The following is a 17,663-nucleotide window of genomic DNA, read 5'->3' as shown; positions in this document are numbered from 1 at the left end:
GAACGTGGGGGACGCCCTGTCTGGAGCAGTCTCGACACGCAGTCCGACGGAGTGATGAAGCCAATTGATCACCGTTTACGCCCGCATGGGTGACCGAAATGTTCCACAGTGGACGGCCGTCACCAGCAGTGACGGTCATGATCACTTAAGTTGATCTTCGGGGGGATGGGCAAGGTTTCGACGTTAATCAATTGCGGGTCAGTTCACCGCCTCCGCATCCGGCACGTAAGGGTTAGAAAACGTCCCTAACCGGTGATCGGGTGGCTTATCTCCGATACGGGGGGTATCGATTTAACCCGTCAGGTCTCCCGAGGCCAGGAGGTAGGAAATGAAAGGCAAGTTCGGGCGGTCCATCGCCCTGGTAGCCGCGAGCAGTCTGCTGGCGGTCGGAATGGCGGGGATCGCTTCGGCGAGCCCGGACGGGGGCAAGGGTTCCTCCAGCACCCAGGCCCTCGCCGCACAGGTGCTCCAGATGCGTGACGACCTGACCAAGGTGGCTTACGCGGGCAACGTCGGTGCCACCCGGTCCGACCTGGGCCGGATGAGCCCGGTGATGGCGGACATCGCCGCCGGGAAGCGCTACACGATCCAGACCGACACCGAGCAGCTCGCCGGTCTGGCCAAGGGCCGCGCCGACGAGTCCAGCCGGCTGCTGGCCGACCCGACGGCCAAGGCGCGCCAGCTGCCCCCGCTGCCGTTGCCGATCCCGTCGCTGCCGGACCTGCCGGGTCCGCTGAAGATCGTCAGCGACCTGGTGAAAGCCCTGCTCGCCGCGGTTACCGGCATCTTGGGCGGGTTGCTCGGCGGTCTTCCGGTGCCACCGCTGCCGGTGCCCCCGCTGCCCGCACCGGCGGGCTGACTCCGGCAAAGGGAAACAGGGGGGCCCGGAGCCCGGCCGCGGACATTTCTCCGCGCCGGGCTCCGGGTCGTTTCCCGGTGGGCGGCGCACGACCGTCGCCGGGCCGCGGTCAGTCCTGTTTGGACAAGCCCTGCCGCAGCGCGCCGGCCATTTCGGCCAGTGCTTCGCGGAACCGGCTGCCGACGCCGGTGAAGTTGATGAACCCGTGGATCAGGTCCTCGTGGCGCCGCAGGGCGACGTCGACGCCGGCTTCGGCGAGCTTCTTCGCGTACGCCTCGCCTTCGTCGCGCAACGGGTCGAACCCGGCCGTGACGACCAGGGCCGGCGGCAGGCCGCTCAGGTCGGCCGCGCGCAGCGGGGAGAGCCGCGGGTCGGTCAGGTCGGTGCCCTCCGGCACGTAGTGGCCTTCGAACCACTTCATGTGCACGTCGGTGAGGAACAGGTCCTCGGCGAACAGGTCCTGCGAGCGGTAGCGCTGCGCGAAGTCCGTCGCCGGGTAGATCAGCAGCTGGAACGCCGGGGCCGGGCCGCCGCGCCGCACCGCCTGCTGCGCCGTCACGGCGGCGAGGTTGCCGCCCGCGCTGTCACCGCCGACGGCGATCCGCGCCGGGTCGGCGCCGAGGTCGCCCGCCTTCGCCACCGCGTACTCGAACGCCGCGAGCGCGTCTTCCGCGGCCGCCGGGAACGGGAACTCCGGGGCCAGCCGGTACTCGATCGACAGCACCCGCACCCCGGCGTGCTTCGCCAGGAAGCGGACGGCGTTGTCGTGGCTCGCGCGGGTGCCGATCACCCAGCCGCCGCCGTGGAAGAACACCAGCAGCGGTGACTTTTCGGGCAGTCCGACCGGCGTGTAGAGCGTCGCCGGCAGATCGCCGTCCGGTGTCGGCACGGCGATCTCCCGCACCGAGACGGGTTCGATCGGCTTGCCGCTGACCAGGTGCCGTCCGACGTCGAGCAGCGCGCGGGACTTCTCGACCGAGCCCTGCACCAGCTCGGCGCCGGAGAGCTTCTGCAGCCGGAGCAGCAGCTGGGCGTCGAGTGCGAGGTCCTGGCCGTCGAGGCGGACCGGGCGTCCCGCCAGCGCCCGCCGGACCGGCGACGGCAGCCAGAACGCGAGCTGGGACGCGGCCGCCTGGACGCGGATCGGGAGCGGGATGGCCATGGTTCCTCCTGAGCGTCGGTGCCGACCAGGACGTTACTTGCCAGTAGATAACTGGTCCAGCTGTGACCAGGACCTCCGTCCCAGAGTCTGGTCCTCCAGTGAAGTGGAGGGGTTAGCCTGGAAAACGTGACTTCAGCCAGGACGGTCAATGTGCTCGGGATCGGCGGCTCTCTGCGCGAGGGCTCGCAGTCCGAACGCGCGCTGCACATCGCGCTCGACGGCGCCGCCGAAACCGGCGTCCGGGTCCAGCTGCTCACCGGGCCCGAACTGGTGTTGCCGTTCTACGACGCCGGTGAGCCGGAGCGCGACGCCCGCGCGACGCGGCTCATCGAGGCGATCCGGCAGGCGGACGGGCTCATCGTCGTCTCGCCGGGTTACCACGGCGCGCTGTCCGGCCTGGTCAAGAACGCCCTGGACTACGTCGAGGACCTGCGCGACGACCAGCGGCCCTACCTCGACGGCCGCGCGGTCGGCCTGGCCGCCGTCGCCTACGGCTGGCAGGCGGCGGTGACGACGCTGGAGCAGCTGCGCACGATCACGCACGCGCTGCGCGGCTGGCCCACCCCGCTGGGGGGTTCCATCAACTCCGCCGAAACCAAGTTCGACGAAGGCGGCGGCGCGTCCGACGAGAAGAGCGTCCGCACCCTCCGCCTGATCGGGCGCCAGGTCGCGGAGTTCGCGGTGACGCGCGCCGCGTGAAGTTTCACCCGGATGCCGCCGGGTAACCGAACCACGTGATGCCTGCCATGTGGGGGCACGATTCCGCGGGTGCGGGATGTTGTGCCCAGTGAGACGCTCGCTGTGGAGCGTCCACGGACAGAAGGCAGGCTGAGCATGGGTCAGGCGATCTACACGGCGGTGGCGACGGCGCGCGGCGACGGCCGCAACGGCGAGGTGACCTCCTCGGACGGCGTCATCGACGAGTCCCTGGCCATCCCCAAGGAGATGGGCGGCCCCGGCGGGGACAAGACCAACCCCGAGCAGCTCTTCGCCGCCGGCTACTCGGCCTGCTTCCACAGCGCGCTGCAGCTGGTCGCGCGCCAGGCCAAGGTGACGCTGAACGGTTCGACCGTGACCGCCGAGGTCAGCGTCCTCAAGCAGGACGTCGGCTTCGGCCTTGGCGTCGCGCTGAACGTCTCGCTGCCGGGCCTCGAGCAGGCCCAGGCCGACCAGCTGGTCGAGCAGGCCCACCAGGTCTGCCCGTACTCGAACGCGACCCGCGGGAACATCGAGGTCGCACTCTCCGCCACCGTCTGAACCCCTCGGTCAAGCACCAGGAAGGATCACCAGAGATGAGCAAGTCTCCGATCAAGAGCCCGCTTTCCGAGGCCGACAAGGAGATCACCGGCAACGCCCTCCAGGCGACGCTGGTCGACCTGGTCGACCTTTCGCTGATCGCGAAGCAGGCGCACTGGAACGTCGTCGGCTCGAACTTCCGCAGCGCGCACCTGCAGCTCGACGAGCTCGTGAACACCGCGCGGCAGTACGTCGACGAGGTCGCCGAGCGCGCCAACGCCATCGGCGTCTCGCCGAACGGCAAGGCGAAGACCGTCGTCGAGAGTTCGGGTGTGCCCGAGTACCCCGACAACTGGCAGTCCGTCGAGTCCACGGTCGCCGCGATCGTCGACATCCTGTCCGCGCTCATCGAGCGGCTGCGCGCCCGCATCGACGAGACCGACAAGAGTGACCTCGTGACGCAGGACCTGCTGATCGAGATCACCCGTGCGCTCGAAGAGGCGCACTGGATGTGGCAGGCCCAGCAGGCCTGACCCGTCCCGCGAACGGGGCCGTTCCACTGCGGAACGGCCCCTTTCGCGTCTCTTCGCAGTAGTTTCGAAGGCATGGTGCTGCATCAGGGGAAAGCCGACCGCCCGGACCGCGTCGGCGGCACGAACCCGCTCTACGCCGGGGCGAATCCGGCATTGGCGGCGGGGTTCGTCATGCCGCACGACAAGCTGCTCGAGGACTCGCTGCCGCCGGACACCGCGCTGCAGCTGGTGCGCGACGAGCTGATGCTCGACGGCAACGCGCGGCTCAACCTCGCCACGTTCGTCACGACGTGGATGGAGCCGCAGGCGCGTGAGCTGATGGCCGAGTGCGTCGACAAGAACATGATCGACAAGGACGAGTACCCGCAGACGGCCGAGCTGGAGCGCCGCTGCGTGAACATCCTCGCCGACCTCTGGCACGCGCCCGACCCGGCCGACATCATGGGCTGCTCGACGACCGGTTCGTCCGAAGCGTGCATGCTCGCCGGAATGGCGCTGAAGCGGCGCTGGTCCCGGTTGGGGCGCAGCGGCAAGCCGAACCTGGTGATGGGCGCCAACGTCCAGGTGTGCTGGGAGAAGTTCTGCGAGTACTGGGAGGTCGAGCCGCGGCTGGTGCCGATGGACGGCGACCGGTACCACCTGACCGCCGACGAAGCCGTGGCCCGGTGTGACGAGAACACGATCGGCGTGGTCGCGATCCTCGGGTCCACCTTCGACGGCAGCTACGAGCCGGTCGCGGAGATCGCCGCGGCGCTCGACGCGCTTTCCGCGCGCACCGGCTGGGACATCCCGATCCACGTCGACGGCGCTTCGGGCGCGATGATCGCGCCGTTCCTCGACCCCGACCTGGTGTGGGACTTCCGGCTGCCGCGTGTTGCGTCGATCAACACCTCGGGGCACAAGTACGGGCTCGTGTACCCGGGTGTCGGCTGGGTGATCTGGCGCAACCAGGCGGCGTTGCCCTCGGAGCTGGTGTTCAACGTGAACTACCTCGGCGGTGACATGCCGACGTTCGCGCTGAACTTCTCCCGCCCGGGGGCCGAGGTCGCGGCCCAGTACTACACGTTCGTCCGGCTGGGCCGTGACGGATTCCGTGCGGTGCAACAGGCTTCGCGCGACGTCGCGACACACCTGTCGGCCGGGATCGCCTCGCTGGGGCCGTTCTTGTTGTTGACGAAGGGCGACCAGCTGCCGGTGTTCGCGTTCACGACCCGCGCGGACGCCGGCTTCGACGTCTTCGACGTGTCACGCCGCCTGCGCGAGCGCGGCTGGCTCGTGCCGGCGTACACGTTCCCGGAAAACCGGACGGACCTGGCGGGGCTGCGGATCGTCGTCCGCAACGGCTTCACGCACGACCTGGCGGACCTGCTGCTGGCGGACCTGGCGCGGGTCCTGCCGGACCTGGAGAAGGAGGGCGGCCGCCCGAAGGACCCTGCGAAGGCGACCGCCTTCCACCACTAGTGCCAGGACTTGGCGTGGCCCGCGTGATCGAGCCCGGATCTCGCGTGATCGAAGCCGGAACTCGCGTGATGGGAGCCGGAAGTGGGCCGCCCGGGCCGGTGCTCGCCGGTCAGCGCGAGTTCCGGGTCTGATCACGCGAGTTCCGGGTCTGATCACGCGAGTTCCGTGCGGGATCACGCGAGTTACGGACAGCGCGTCAGTGCCAGGACTTGGCCCGCGCGTACTGGTCCGGCCACCGGACCTCGCCGCCGAGGGCGTTCGCCGCTCGCAGCGGCCAATGCGGGTCGCGCAGCAGGGCGCGGGCCAGGAACACCGCGTCCGCCGAGCCCGACGCCACGATCTCCTCCGCCTGCTCCGGGTCGGTGATCATGCCGACCGCGCCGGTCGGGAGGCCCGTCTCGGTGCGGATGCGCTCGGCGAACGGGACCTGGTAACCCGGGCCGACCGGAATGTCCGGGTTCGGGACGTTGCCGCCGGTGGACGTGTCGATCAGGTCGATCCCGCGTTCGGCGAGGAGCTTCGTCAGCCGGACGGACTCGTCGAGCGTCCAGCCGCCCTCGGCCCAGTCCGTCGCCGACAGCCGGGCGAACAGCGGGACGCTCACTTCGGCGCGCACCGCGTCCGCGATCTCCAGCGCCAGCCGGGTGCGGCCCTCGAAGTCGCCGCCGTAGGCGTCGGTGCGGGTGTTCGACAGCGGGGACAGGAACTGGTGCACCAGGTAGCCGTGCGCGAAGTGCAGCTCGAGCAGGTCGAACCCGGCGTCCAGCGCCCGCCGCGCACCCGCCGCGAACGCCGCCGGGAGCGCGCTGACCTCGTCCGTGGTCAGCGGCCGGGCCGGGGCGTACGAGCCGAACGGCTGCGCGTCCGCGCCGACGCTCGGCCAGCCGCCCTCCTCGGCCGGGACGCTGCCGGGACCCTCCCACGGTCGGTGCGCCGAGCCCTTGCGCCCGGCGTGGCCGAGCTGCATGCCGATCGCCGTGCCCTGGCCGTGCACGAAGTCGACGATGCGGCGCCACGCGTCGGCGTGGGCCTCGCTCCAGATGCCGGTGTCCTGCGGACTGATCCGGCCCTCGGGGACCACGGCGGTCGCTTCGGTCATGACGAGCCCGGCGCCGCCGGTGGCGAACTGGCCCAGGTGGACGAGGTGCCAGTCGCCGGGCAGGCCGTCGGTGGCGGAGTACTGGCACATCGGCGACACCCACGCGCGGTTCGGCAGGGTCAGGCCGCGGACGGTGATGGGGCTGAAGAGTCGGCTCACTTCCGGATCAACGACACGTGCTTGCCGTCTCTTCCCGTCGCCAGGGGCGGGTACCGGCGAGTAACGTCAGTCACATGGGTGTCGCTGCTGACGAACGCCAGGCGTTGAGCTCGCTCTTCGAAGACCTCGGGCCCGACGCGCCGACGTTGTGCGAAGGCTGGAAGACGCGGGATCTCGCCGCGCACCTGGTCGTGCGCGAGCACCGGCCGGACGCCGCGCCGGGCATCGTGGTGCCCGCGCTCGCCGGGTACACGCAGAAGGTCCAGGACCGCTACGCCGCGAAGCCGTGGACGGATCTCGTCGGGCAGGTGCGCCGGGGGCCGTCGAAGTTCTGGCCCACCGCGATCGGCCGGCTCGACGAGCTGACCAACACCGCGGAGTTCCTCGTCCACCACGAAGACGTCCGGCGTGCGCAGCCGGAGTGGACGCCGCGACCGGCGGACCCCACCCGGGACGCGGCCGCGTGGCGCTCGGTGAAGGGCGCCGCGAAGCTCAACCTGCGCAAGTCGCCGGTCGGCGTGACGCTTCGCACGAAAGACGGCCGGGAGGCCGCCGTGAAGACCGGGCCGGACCCGGTCACGATCGTCGGCGAGCCGGTGGACCTGCTGCTGTTCATCTTCGGCCGGGACGCCGTCCACCTCGACTTCGAGGGGGACGCGGCCGCGGTCAGCCGTCTGCAGTCGGTGAACCGCGGCCTTTAGGCTGCGGGTCATGCCGATGATCAGCGTTGCCATGTTCCCCGGCCGCACGCCCGCCCAGAAGAGCGCCCTGGTCCGCGAGCTGACGGACGCGTTCGTCCGCACCTGCGGCGGCAAGCCCGAGGGTGTCCAGGTGACGCTGGTCGAGATCGGCGCCGACCACTGGGCCACCGGCGGCGTCCTGCACTCCGAACGCTGAAGTGCCGTTAAGGCCACCTTGCGGGCGTCAGACGCCCGCAAGGTGGCCTTAACGGCGGTCGGGTCAGCGCAGGCCGAGGGCCCGCAGCGCGAAGTGGACCTCGATCGACGTCTGCTTGATCGTCTCGGCGATCACCAGCGAGCCGTGGCCGGCGTCGTACCGGTAGAACTCGTGGTGCAGCTCGCGGCCGCCGAGCCGGTCGAGGTAGTTCTCGATCTGGCGGATCGGGCAGCGCGGGTCGTTGTCACCCGCGAGCACGAGCACCGGCGCCGTGACGGCGTCGACGTAGGTGATCGGCGAGCACTCCTGGTACACCGCGGGCACGTCCTCCGGTGAGCCGCCGAAGAGCGCGCGGTCGAACGAGCGCAGCTGCTCCATCTCGTCCTCGTACGCGGCGACGTAGTCCGCCACCGGTACCCCGGCGACCGCCGCCGCCCACCGCGTCGGCTGGGTGCCGATCGCCAGCAGCGACAGGTAACCGCCCCACGAAGCGCCGTTGACAACACACTTCTTCGGGTCGCTGAGTCCACTTTGGACGGCCCAGTCGTGCACCGACGCGACGTCTTCCAGCTCGGTCAGGCCGGGCCGGCCCTCGATGGCGTCGCGCCAGGCCGAGCCGTAGCCGGTCGAGCCGCGGTAGTTGACCTCGACCACGGCGAACCCCGCGTCGAGCCAGGTCGCCCGATACGCGGAGAAGCGGTCCTCGTCCGCCGCGTGCGGGCCGCCGTGCAGGGAGAACACCGTCGGCAGCGGCCCCTCCGGCGCGTTCGAAGGCCGCGAGACCAGCGCGTGGATCCGGCCGCCGACCCCCTCGACAAACGCGTCGGTCACCGGCTCGGACCCCGGCGCCCGGTCACCCGGCGGCTCGAGCAGCACGGAGTCGGCGCCGTCGGCCGTGCGCGCGCGGACCGCGGCCGGCTCGGCGGCGCTCGACCAGGAGTACTCGACGGTGCCGTCCGGGCGGACGCCGGCGCCGCCGATCCGGCCGGCCGGCGTGTCCACAGAGGACAGCTCGGCCGTGTCGAGGTCGTAGCGGTACAACGAGCTGCGGCCTTCGTGGAAGTGCACGACCAGCAGGGCGCGCGCGTCCGGGTACCAGCCCGCGACGACTTCGCCGGGCAGGTCGAGCTCGAGCTCCGTCTCGGTGTCCTCGCGAACGTCCCAGACGAGCAGCTCCTCACGGCCCCGCCGCTCGTGCAGCACCAGCAGGCGCTGGTCGCCGGGCAGCGGGGAGAACTCGAGGGCGGTCAGGCCCTTGCCCTCGCCGTCCCACTTCTCCGAGACGGCGCCGAACCCGTCGGTCGCGAGCACCCGCAGCGCGGGGTGGCGCGAGTCGCCGTGTTCGGAGTGCGAGATCGCGATGAGGCTCTCGTCGCGCGAAAGCGACGCGATGCCGGCGTCGTCGGCGTGGTTGTAGAAGCGGTGGGTCTCGCCGTCGATCCGGGCGAACAGCTCACTGCCGTCGTCGGTCGAGACGCCGATCGCGACGAGCTTCGCGCCGATCTCGAGGCCGGCCGGGTAACCGTCGTGGACGTCCGGCACGGCCTTCTCGGGCTTGCTGCCCTCGGTCGCGGCGAACGGCTCGCGCACCCACGAGCCGAACTCGTCGCCGTCGGTGTCGTCGAACCACCAGATCCACTCGCCGTCCGGCGACGGGGTCGAGTGCAGGGTGCCGTTCGGCCGGTCGGTGACGCGGCGGTGCTCGCCGGTGGCGCGGTTCCAGGCGTAGACCTCCCAGACGCCACTGGCGTTGGAGACGTAGACGTTCGAATCGGGGGCGTCGCGAGCCCAGTCGGGCACGGAGATGCGCGGTGCGTGGAAGCGGGCGCGCCAGCGGGTTTCGGCTTCGGCCTCGTCGAACAGCCGGTCCGGGACCACCGCGGGCGGATATTGGTTGGCTGACTGCGTGCTCACCCCTCGATCCTGCCACCTTCTGGCCGTACTGTGTGCGGGGTGCTGGAGGGTTACGCGCCGGGCTACGGGCGAGACGCGGTTTCGATGATGTCCGCGCGCACCGCCGCGGAACGCGCGACGTTCGCGCAGCCCTTGTTCAAGCCGGGCATGTGGGCGGTCGACCTGGGCTGCGGTCCGGGCTCGATCACCCTGGGGCTCGCCGCCGAGTCCCGGGTGACGGGCGTCGACCTCGACGCGGGCCAGGTGGCCATGGCGCGCTCGGCGGCCCGCCGGGCCGGAAGGTCCACAGTGGACTTCCTGGTGGCGTCGGCGTACGACCTGCCGTTCGGTGACGCGAGTGTGGACGTGGCTTTCTCCCACGCGCTGTTCGAGCACCTGGCCGCGCCGCTGGACGCCTTGGCGGAACTGCGCCGGGTGCTGAAGCCGGGTGGCCGGCTCGCGCTGTCCACTTCGGACTGGAGCAAGGCCCGCCTGCGCCCGAAGACGGCGAACGTCGACGCGGCCCTGCGCGGCCACTACCTGGTGCGCCGCCGGGCGGGTGGCAACCCGTTCGCGGGCCGGGTGATCGCCGAGCAGTGCGCGACGGCGGGCTTCACGGACGTGGTCTCGCGCGCCCGCTACCGCGCGGACATGACGTACCGGGATCTGGCGAAGTACGTCGAGTCCCGGCTGGACGCGGCGGTCGCGGATCCGTCGTTCGGCCGCGATCGAGACCAGCTGGCCAGTGCGGCCCGTTCGGCGTTGACCTGGGTCCGCAGCGGCGACGGCGACTTCAGCCAGTGCTGGGTCGAGGTGACGGCGACCCGGTAGCCCCCGGAAACCAGAAGAGCCGGTGTCCGAAGACACCGGCTCTTACTCGTCGGGGTGGCGGGATTCGAACCCACGACCTCCTCGACCCGAACGAGGCACGCTACCAAGCTGCGCCACACCCCGAGGTACTGCTTAACGGGTCGTGGAGAAGTCTAGCGGACGGTGTCGCGGGCTTTTCGGCGGGCCGACTTTCGCGGCTCGTCGGCTCCCGATCCGCGCGGGACCAGCGTCAACAAGCTCGCTTCGGGCGGGCAGGCGAACCGTGCCGGCGCCCACGGCGACGTCCCCAAGCCGGCCGAAACGTGGAGCCACATGTGGGCGCCCCAGCGGGAGGCGCCGCGGGCCCGGGTGCGATCCAGCTCACAGTTGGTGACGATCGCGCCGTAACCCGGGAGCCGGAGCTGGCCGCCGTGGGTGTGGCCGGCGAGCACCAGGTCGTAACCGTCCGTGGCGAAGGTGTCGAGGACCCGCGGCTCCGGCGAGTGCGTGACGCCGATGCGGACCGCCGCGCCGCTGTCCGCCGGGCCCGCGATGTCGGGGTAGCGGTCGCGGCGCAGGTGCGGGTCGTCGACGCCGGCCGCGAAGACCGGCTGCCCGCGGACGTCGATCGTGCGGCGGACGTGGGTCAGGTCGGTCCAGCCGTGCTCGACGAACGCCGCGCGCAGGTCGCGCCACGGCAGCTGGACGCCGTGGATGCGCTTCTTCTTGCCCTTCGGCATCAGGTACCGCGCCGGGTTCTTGGGTTTCGGCGCGTAGTAGTCGTTGCTGCCGAAGACGAACAGGCCGGGCCGGTCGAGCAGCGGGCCGAGTGCGCGCAGCACCGACGGGACCGCCTGCCGGTGCGAGAGGTTGTCACCGGTGTTGACCACGAGGTCCGGCTCGAGCTCGTTCAGCGCGGCGACCCAGCGCTGCTTGCTCCGGTGGCTCGGCAGCATGTGCAGGTCCGAGATGTGCAGGATGGTGAACGGCCGCGACCCGGGCGCCAGCACCGGCAGCTCGGCGGTGCGGAGGGTCCAGCGGCGCCGTTCGATGCCGACGGCGTAACCGAGGGTCGCGGCGCCGAGCGCCAGCGTCCCCGCGGCGAGGCGTGCCGCTGTCGCCCCCGACGTGGATTTGTTACTGAGCGTGCTCACGAGGTCCAGGATACGTGCTCAACGGTTGGATGACTTCGCCGCCGTTACGGGGAACCTGCCGCTTAGCATTTGCGTCGGCCCGAAGACGGGTTTCTTTCGGGGGTTCCGGGTGGCGGAGCCCCCGGCCCGGGGCGAAGCCCCGGTTGTCACGGGTCACGAGCCGGGGGGCTTGGGGAGAACGATGGAGCAGTTCGGGCCGTACCGGATCGAGGGCCTGCTCGGCCGCGGCGGGATGGGCGAGGTCCACCGCGCCTACGACACCGCGCACGACCGCGTGGTCGCGCTGAAGCTGTTGTCCGACCCGTTCGTCGCGGACGAGGCGTTCCGCGCGCGGTTCCGCCGCGAGTCGCAGATCGTCGCGCGGCTGCGGGAGCCGCACGTGATCCCGATCCACGCCTACGGCGAGATCGACGACCGGCTCTACCTCGACATGCGGCTCGTCGAGGGCCGCGACCTCAAGGAGCTCCTCGAAGACGGCCCGCTCGACCCGGCCCGGGCCGCCGGGATCGTCGAGCAGGTCGCCGGCGCGCTCGACGCCGCCCACGCGGACGGCCTGGTGCACCGCGACGTCAAGCCGTCGAACGTGCTCGTGACGAGCGCCGACTTCGTGTACCTCGTGGACTTCGGCATCGCGCGGTCGATGAGCGCCGAGGGCACGTCGATCACCGGCACCGGCAACGTGATCGGCACGCTCGACTACATGGCGCCGGAACGCTTCGGTGACGCGCCGATCACCGGGCTCGTCGACGTCTACGCGCTCGCGTGTGTGCTGTTCGAATGTCTCACCGGGACCCGCCCGTTCCCCGCCGAGGGCGCGGCCGCGCAGATGGGCGCGCACCTGACCGCGCCGCCGCCCGTGCCGTCGCAGGTGCGCCCGGGGCTCCCGCCGGCGCTGGACGCGGTGGTGGCGCGCGGGATGGCGAAGAACCCGGCCGACCGCTACCCGACGGCGGCCGCGCTGGCCGAAGCCGCGCGCGCCGCGGTGACCGCGCCCGCCGCCCCGCACCCGACGTGGCAGCAGACCCTGCCGGCCCCGGCGTGGCAGCCCACACCGCCGCCGACCCTGGTGGCGCCGTCCACTTCGTCCGGGCCGATGACGCCGACGGGCCTGCCGATGTCCACACCGATGTCGGCGCCGATGACCCCGCCGCGGGCGACGCCCGTCCCGACCGGACAGTTCGGCGGCCCGCCGACCGCCTCGTACCCCGGCCCGCCGACGGGCCCGCGGCCGTTCACCGCGCCGTCGGGCAAGGTCGCCCCGGCCACGCCCCGGTCGCCGACGTCCCAGCGGAACCGGTGGATCGCGCTGTGCGGCGCGCTCGCCGGCATCGTGGTGGTCGCGTTGCTGGTCACGTACCTGGTGACCAAGGACAAAACGACGCAGACGGGCAGCCCGACCACGACCCCGCTCGTGCCCAAGACCGTCACCGAGGCCTCGGACACGCCGGCACCGTCGTCCGAGACGACCCCACCGTCCACTTCGGAATCCAAGCCGGCCCACGACGAGAAGCTGTACGCCGCGCTTCCGGCGATCTACAAGATGAACTCGTGCGTCGACGCGGCCGTGCCGGCCGGTGCGGTGGCGGCGGTGGAGTGCCAGGCTTCGAACGTCGGCGACATCAAGTCGGGCAACGTGGTGTTCCCGGAGCCGACGGGGGCGCGGTTCCTCCGGTTCGCCGACGCGGCGGCGATGGACGCGTTCTTCCAGAACATCGTCAAGACCGAGGGCCTCACCCGCAACGACGCCCAAGGCGCGTGCCGCCCGGAGACGTACCCGAAGATCTGGGGCACCTACTACCGGGCGGCGGCCCCGAAACCCGGCGAGTTCCTGACGTGCTTCCTCGGCGACCCGGCCCAGCTCGTGTGGACGCAGCAGAACCTCGTCGCCGGGGTGCTGCTGTCGACCAAGGTGAAGAACAACGCGGAGCTGGCAGACCTTTACGAGTGGTGGAACACCGGGATCCTGGTGGACATGGCCGGAAACTGACGAGAGTTCAATCGGCGAGTTTTATTTCCCGCTCCACCGGAACGCCGTTGTCCGGACCCGGCAGCCCGGGCGGGCACGTCAGATCGGCCATTTCCACCGCGCCTGGCCGGCTGAGGTCACCGGTGTAGGTCACACAAAGCCGTAGGGCGAGCTGTTCGTACGCGCCGCCGGTGAAACCGTCGCCGATCAGCGCGACAAACGCGTATTGCGCGGTGTATTTCCCACCGGCCGGCACGTCTTTTCGGATCAGCACCGTCCCGCCGACCCGGTTTTCGTTCCGCGGGATCTCCGTGATGGCCCGCGTGAGCGATTCCCGCGTCAAAGGAGTCACGGTTTGCAGCTGATGGAGCGCGCTGGTTGCGTGCTCTCGAGCGGCTTCGGCGACGCGGGGCCGGAGCTGGTCGGCGGGACTGGCGCAGGCCGCGCAGCACGTCGACAACACGATCGCGCCGCACAGCCCGGCCAGCCCCGTCCTCGGCCTCATCCCGCCAGCCTACATCCCCGCGATCGCCGCGGTTGCGACGTTCGCATAGGCCTGTGCGCCCTGCAGGGTCGGATGCAACGACTGCTGGGAAATGAATCCCGAGTCCCCGAGCCGGAAACCGGTGTTGTCACCCCGGGTCAGCGACAGCACGAGCGTGTGGATCAGATCCGGTCCGCTCCCGCTGTTTCCGCAGGCGCCCCGGCCGGCGAACGCCGATCGCGGATCGGCCCAGGTCGCCGCGATTCCCTCGGCTTTTGCATTGGTCACCGCCGTGTGCAGGACTTCGTCGAGACGGTTGTTCATCTCGTTGATCCAGGGCGCTTCGGACGTTCCGATGCCCGGTATGCACTGACCGTTGTGTTCCAGCAGAATGGGATAGCCCATCACCAGGAACTTTGCGTTCGGCGCGCGGCTCTTGAGGGTTCTCAGCACGTTCAGCGCCGCTGTGCCGATCGAATCGATCACCTTGGGCTCTGCCGTGGACAACGGCTCACCGTCGTTGCCGTACACCTGGTCCTGGCACAGGGTCACCGACAGGACGCATTGCTGGAATATCTGCGTGAACCGGGCGTCGTTCCCGCCGGCGGAAAACGTCACCAGGGTCGTGTACTGATCGAGGAACCCCTGCTCGACCTGCTTTCCCTCCTGGTACTGCCCGGATCCGCCCGGCTGCAGGTTCCCCGTCGTCGCACCGGCACAAGCCGACATGTGGTAGTTCAGCGTCGGATCCAGCGAGTCCGCACGAGACCCGACAGTTCGTCCGGGGTTGTCCGGCAAGGTCGACTGGCGTGCCCACGAACCGGGCGAACGATGACAGGCATTGCGCAACACGGGATCGTCGCCGTGCTCGGCGCGGCCGTCGTGGTCGCTCGCCCGATCGTAGTTCCAGACGCCGTTCACCGGATCGTTGCTGGCTCCTTCACCGGAGGCGTAGGAGTCGCCCAGCGCGACCACCTGGTTCGCCGGCTTGCCCGGCAACAGCTGGAAGGCGACCGCGTCCCACGGCACGTCCCGGATTCCTTCGTACGCGTCCTTCCAGGAATCGTCGACCCCCGCGTGTGTGAAGTTGTCCAAGGAAACGCTCGGGGTGCCGGTGAAGTTGAACGCGCCGAGCGACTCCCAGTGCCCCGCGGCCGGATTGCGGCCGTCGTCGAGGTAGTTCCCCTCCACGATCGAGCGGGTCTTCGAGGTCGAGTCGGAGCCGTTCACGGTGTAGAACGCCTGGGGGGTCCGAGCCCGGTGGTCCGGGATGTAAACGAGCACCCGGGCCCAGCCGTTGACCTGGCGATCCAGCGTCCACGTTCCGGTCACTTTGTGCTTGGCGTTGTTCGGATCCTGGCTGTTCCAGGCGTGCGCGCTCCACATGTGCCCGCCGAAGCCGCCGTCCACCTGGTGGAAGTCGATCTTCGACGGGTAGTGCCCGACGCTGTCGGCGGCGAACTTGAACGTCAGCGAACCGTGGTTGGTCCAGTCCTTGTTACAGCCGCGGTAGGTCGTGACGTCACCGGGGACGTCGTCGATGATCAGCGATCCGGCGGGCAGCTGCGCGGCGTCCGTGCAGTCCGGCCGGTAGAGCACCTTCGACGCCGCCAGCGCCGGTTCGGGGGTGCCCGGCGCGTAGGTCGCGTATTCCCCGCCGCACGAGTTCGAGCAGGTGGTCCAGGTCGCCGAGGTGTGCCACCAGCAGCGCAGGTCGTCACGCAGGCAGTGGCTGCCCTGGTCGTCCGGGTACTGCGACGGCTTGTGGATCTGGTTCATGTCGCAGGACACCGCGGTGGTGCAGAACGTGCCCAGCGTCGGCCGCTGCGGCGTCCCACCGCCCGGCCAGAGGGCGGGCCGGTAGGCGATGTCGTACGTGCCCGCTTTCCAGTCCAGCCTCAGCAGCGGGTGCTTCGCCCAGCCGAGCACACGCTCCGGGTACGACCAGTGGTTGGGGTACTTCGCGTCGTCGTAGCTCTCGTCGAGGAAGCCGCCACGGTCGACCGGGAAGTCCTCGTTGGCGACGTTGTTGGCCCAGCCGAGGCCGTAGGCCCCGTTGGCGTTCGGCTCGCCCGGCGCGTGCCAGCCGCTGTTGTACGCCCAGAGCGCGTACCACCAGTTCTCGACCTTGGCGGGGTCGGCGTTGTTGACCGTGATCCCGACCTGCTTCATCTGGTTCCACTTGTCGATCAGGATGTTGAGCCCGGCCGCGATGTTGGCGGCGTAGTCGACGGTCAGGGCGACCTGCTGGGTCGGCGTGTAGACCGAGGTGCCTTCGCTGACCCGCATGCCGGTGGTCACCTGGGTCGCGCCGTAACCGCAGTCGACGTTGCCGAAGTTCACGCTGTTGACGCCGACCCCCTTGCCGTAGAAGCCGCCCTGGTTGAAGTTGCCGCTTTCGCCGTCCACGGTGTTCATGCCCGACTGCCACATGTTCGACTCCTGCGCCATCACCCCGAGCAGCACCTGGGCGGGCACCTGCCCGCCACCGGTGAGCGCGTGCAGCGGGAACAGGCCCTGCGGGGTGTAGGCGGGCAGGGTCGAGCCGTTCCAGCCGGCCGGCCGCGAGACGGTGAGCTGCCCCTTGACCGCGAGGTCGGCCGCCCACTCGCCCATTTCCGGAGTGGCCTGCAGCGACTGGATCTTGGGGTCGTTGCGCGGTACCGCGCACGCCCGGTCGGGGTCGGTCGTGGTGGTGGACGGATCGACGGCGGCCGCGCGGTTCCCGGCCGCGGGCGCGGTGCCGAGGGCGGGGGAGCTCGCTCGCCCGGCCGACGCCACGAGCGCGTTCGGCTGTACCGAGAACTTCGGCCGCGCACCGGTTTTCAGCACCTGGGTGCTGATGGTGACCGGGGCCGCGTCACCGGGCTGGCCGGGCGCTTCGGCGACGTTCGTCGCGGACAGCACGGCCAGCGCGCCCGTGGTCGACAGGGTGGCGCCGGCCGGCACGTCGGCGGCCTGCCAGCCGGCCGGGAGCGGCGTGGCCGTCCGGCCCGCCACGACCACGTGGCCGGCAACCTGGCTCAGCCGCACGGAATCCAGGGGTGCCACGGCGATCCGGGTGTCACCGGCCGTGGTGTAGCGGTGGAGTTCGGTGCCCGCTGTTGTGCGGACTTCGTAGCCGACGCCGCCGGCCTTGTCCGCGCTCAGCCGGAACGGTGTGCCGGTGGTGTCGGTGACGTGCCGCAGCCGCCCGTCCGGTTCGACGGTGGCGAGGCCGTCCGCCGCGGCGGCGAGCACACCGTCGCCGAAGGGCACCGCCGAGGTGACCTGGCCGATCGCGCCGGTTTGCCGCACCACCTTCGCGGTGGTGGCGTCGACGGTGGTCAGCCGGGACTCGTACTTGTCGCCCGAGGTGAGGTTGCCGGTGAAGACGACCTGGTCGCCCGCACCGCAACCCGGGTTGTAGTAGGCGAGGTTGACCGTGAACGGCAGTTTGCGCACCGCACCGCTGGTGAGGTCGACAACGGCGGCGAGCCCGCCGGCGCGGAACTGCTCCTCGTGGTTAACCGCTTCGCGCGGTGCGTAGACGACGGCGGCGAACCGGCCCGACGCGGTCACGCACTCCTGCCCGATCCACTGGCTGGTCTCGGCGCCGGGCTCGGTGAGCGTCGCCGCGGTGCGCCAGGTGTAGCCGTCTTTCGCGTCGGCGACGAGGACGTGAAACCCGGTGGTGTCGCCGGCGGTGGCCACGGCGCGGTCGGCGGAAGCCGCCCAGCCGGGACCGAGCTGGGCGGTGCGCTGCTCCGGTGGCACGGACTGCGAAGCCTGCGGTCCGGCGGCGGGCGGTGGTGGTTGCGCGGCCGGTGCGGCTGCGTGGGCCTGGCCGGTCGCGAGTGCGGAGACCAGGGTTGCGGCGGTGGTCAGGGACAGCCATCTCGGTGACCGGTACACAGGTCTGGAGACCTTGTGCATGTGGTGAGCCTTCCTGGAGCGCGTGACGGCAGGAA

The 17,663-nt window shown here is 70.7% G+C and carries 15 protein-coding genes and 1 tRNA gene; 9 read left to right on the top strand and 7 right to left on the bottom strand.

What is annotated here, in order from left to right:
* Positions 1-328: 328 nt before the first annotated feature.
* Entirely contained in the window at positions 329-859 is a 531-nt protein-coding gene (locus ACIA5G_RS06540; RefSeq protein ID WP_395921167.1) for a hypothetical protein, read from the top strand.
* 109 nt (positions 860-968) lie between these two features.
* Here ACIA5G_RS06540 and ACIA5G_RS06535 read toward each other — a convergent pair whose 3' ends face one another.
* Positions 969-2,021, bottom strand: coding sequence for an alpha/beta hydrolase (locus tag ACIA5G_RS06535; RefSeq protein ID WP_395921166.1), 1,053 nt, complete (start codon positions 2,019-2,021; stop codon positions 969-971).
* A 126-nt stretch (positions 2,022-2,147) separates the two neighbouring features.
* Here ACIA5G_RS06535 and ACIA5G_RS06530 point away from each other — a divergent pair, with 126 nt between their 5' ends.
* The 4 genes from ACIA5G_RS06530 (at position 2,148) to ACIA5G_RS06515 (ending at position 5,251) form a co-directional block, all read left to right on the top strand.
* Positions 2,148-2,720 carry an NADPH-dependent FMN reductase gene (locus ACIA5G_RS06530; protein WP_395921165.1) on the top strand — a complete coding sequence of 191 codons (573 nt, stop codon included), beginning with the start codon at positions 2,148-2,150 and terminating at the stop codon, positions 2,718-2,720.
* A 135-nt stretch (positions 2,721-2,855) separates the two neighbouring features.
* Positions 2,856-3,278: an organic hydroperoxide resistance protein gene (locus ACIA5G_RS06525; protein ID WP_395921164.1), complete on the top strand. Its 423-nt coding sequence runs from the start codon at positions 2,856-2,858 to the stop codon at positions 3,276-3,278.
* Between the two features lie 35 nt (positions 3,279-3,313).
* Positions 3,314-3,790: a Dps family protein gene (locus ACIA5G_RS06520; protein ID WP_395921163.1), complete on the top strand. Its 477-nt coding sequence runs from the start codon at positions 3,314-3,316 to the stop codon at positions 3,788-3,790.
* Positions 3,791-3,862: 72 nt separating this feature from the next.
* On the top strand, positions 3,863-5,251 hold the full coding sequence (locus ACIA5G_RS06515; RefSeq protein WP_395921162.1) for a glutamate decarboxylase: 1,389 nt from the start codon (positions 3,863-3,865) through the stop codon (positions 5,249-5,251).
* Positions 5,252-5,447: 196 nt separating this feature from the next.
* Here the strand turns inward: ACIA5G_RS06515 and ACIA5G_RS06510 are convergent, their stop codons facing one another.
* On the bottom strand, positions 5,448-6,509 hold the full coding sequence (locus ACIA5G_RS06510) for an NADH:flavin oxidoreductase/NADH oxidase (protein ID WP_395921161.1): 1,062 nt from the start codon (positions 6,507-6,509) through the stop codon (positions 5,448-5,450).
* Positions 6,510-6,583: 74 nt separating this feature from the next.
* Here ACIA5G_RS06510 and ACIA5G_RS06505 point away from each other — a divergent pair, with 74 nt between their 5' ends.
* Both ACIA5G_RS06505 and ACIA5G_RS06500 read left to right on the top strand, forming a co-directional pair.
* Positions 6,584-7,210, top strand: coding sequence for a TIGR03085 family metal-binding protein (locus tag ACIA5G_RS06505; RefSeq protein WP_395921160.1), 627 nt, complete (start codon positions 6,584-6,586; stop codon positions 7,208-7,210).
* Positions 7,211-7,220: 10 nt separating this feature from the next.
* Positions 7,221-7,406 (top strand): tautomerase family protein, encoded by a 186-nt coding sequence (locus ACIA5G_RS06500; RefSeq protein WP_086859558.1) that lies wholly within the window; start codon positions 7,221-7,223, stop codon positions 7,404-7,406.
* A gap of 63 nt (positions 7,407-7,469) precedes the next feature.
* Here ACIA5G_RS06500 and ACIA5G_RS06495 read toward each other — a convergent pair whose 3' ends face one another.
* Positions 7,470-9,320, bottom strand: coding sequence for a prolyl oligopeptidase family serine peptidase (locus tag ACIA5G_RS06495; protein ID WP_395921159.1), 1,851 nt, complete (start codon positions 9,318-9,320; stop codon positions 7,470-7,472).
* A gap of 39 nt (positions 9,321-9,359) precedes the next feature.
* Between ACIA5G_RS06495 and ACIA5G_RS06490 the strand changes: the two genes are divergently transcribed.
* Positions 9,360-10,130, top strand: coding sequence for a methyltransferase domain-containing protein (locus tag ACIA5G_RS06490; protein WP_395921158.1), 771 nt, complete (start codon positions 9,360-9,362; stop codon positions 10,128-10,130).
* Positions 10,131-10,179: 49 nt separating this feature from the next.
* On the opposite strand, the gene ACIA5G_RS06485 is transcribed toward ACIA5G_RS06490, so the two are convergent.
* Positions 10,180-10,253 (bottom strand) — tRNA-Pro (locus ACIA5G_RS06485).
* A 29-nt stretch (positions 10,254-10,282) separates the two neighbouring features.
* The gene (locus tag ACIA5G_RS06480; RefSeq protein WP_395921157.1) at positions 10,283-11,263 is read right to left on the bottom strand and encodes a metallophosphoesterase; all 981 of its coding nucleotides are present in this window, start codon (positions 11,261-11,263) and stop codon (positions 10,283-10,285) included.
* Between the two features lie 181 nt (positions 11,264-11,444).
* Here ACIA5G_RS06480 and ACIA5G_RS06475 point away from each other — a divergent pair, with 181 nt between their 5' ends.
* A complete protein-coding gene (locus tag ACIA5G_RS06475; RefSeq protein WP_395921156.1) occupies positions 11,445-13,250 on the top strand; it encodes a protein kinase in 1,806 nt (601 codons plus the stop codon).
* Between the two features lie 7 nt (positions 13,251-13,257).
* Here the strand turns inward: ACIA5G_RS06475 and ACIA5G_RS06470 are convergent, their stop codons facing one another.
* Both ACIA5G_RS06470 and ACIA5G_RS06465 read right to left on the bottom strand, forming a co-directional pair.
* On the bottom strand, positions 13,258-13,692 hold the full coding sequence (locus ACIA5G_RS06470; RefSeq protein ID WP_395921155.1) for a hypothetical protein: 435 nt from the start codon (positions 13,690-13,692) through the stop codon (positions 13,258-13,260).
* 51 nt (positions 13,693-13,743) lie between these two features.
* A complete protein-coding gene (locus ACIA5G_RS06465; protein ID WP_395921154.1) occupies positions 13,744-17,628 on the bottom strand; it encodes an SGNH/GDSL hydrolase family protein in 3,885 nt (1,294 codons plus the stop codon).
* Positions 17,629-17,663 lie beyond the last annotated feature (35 nt).

Source organism: Amycolatopsis sp. NPDC051758, assembly GCF_044453095.1.
Lineage (GTDB): Bacteria > Actinomycetota > Actinomycetes > Mycobacteriales > Pseudonocardiaceae > Amycolatopsis.
Note: the sequence above shows the minus strand (reverse complement) of the source record. Positions and strands in the feature narration are given on the sequence as shown.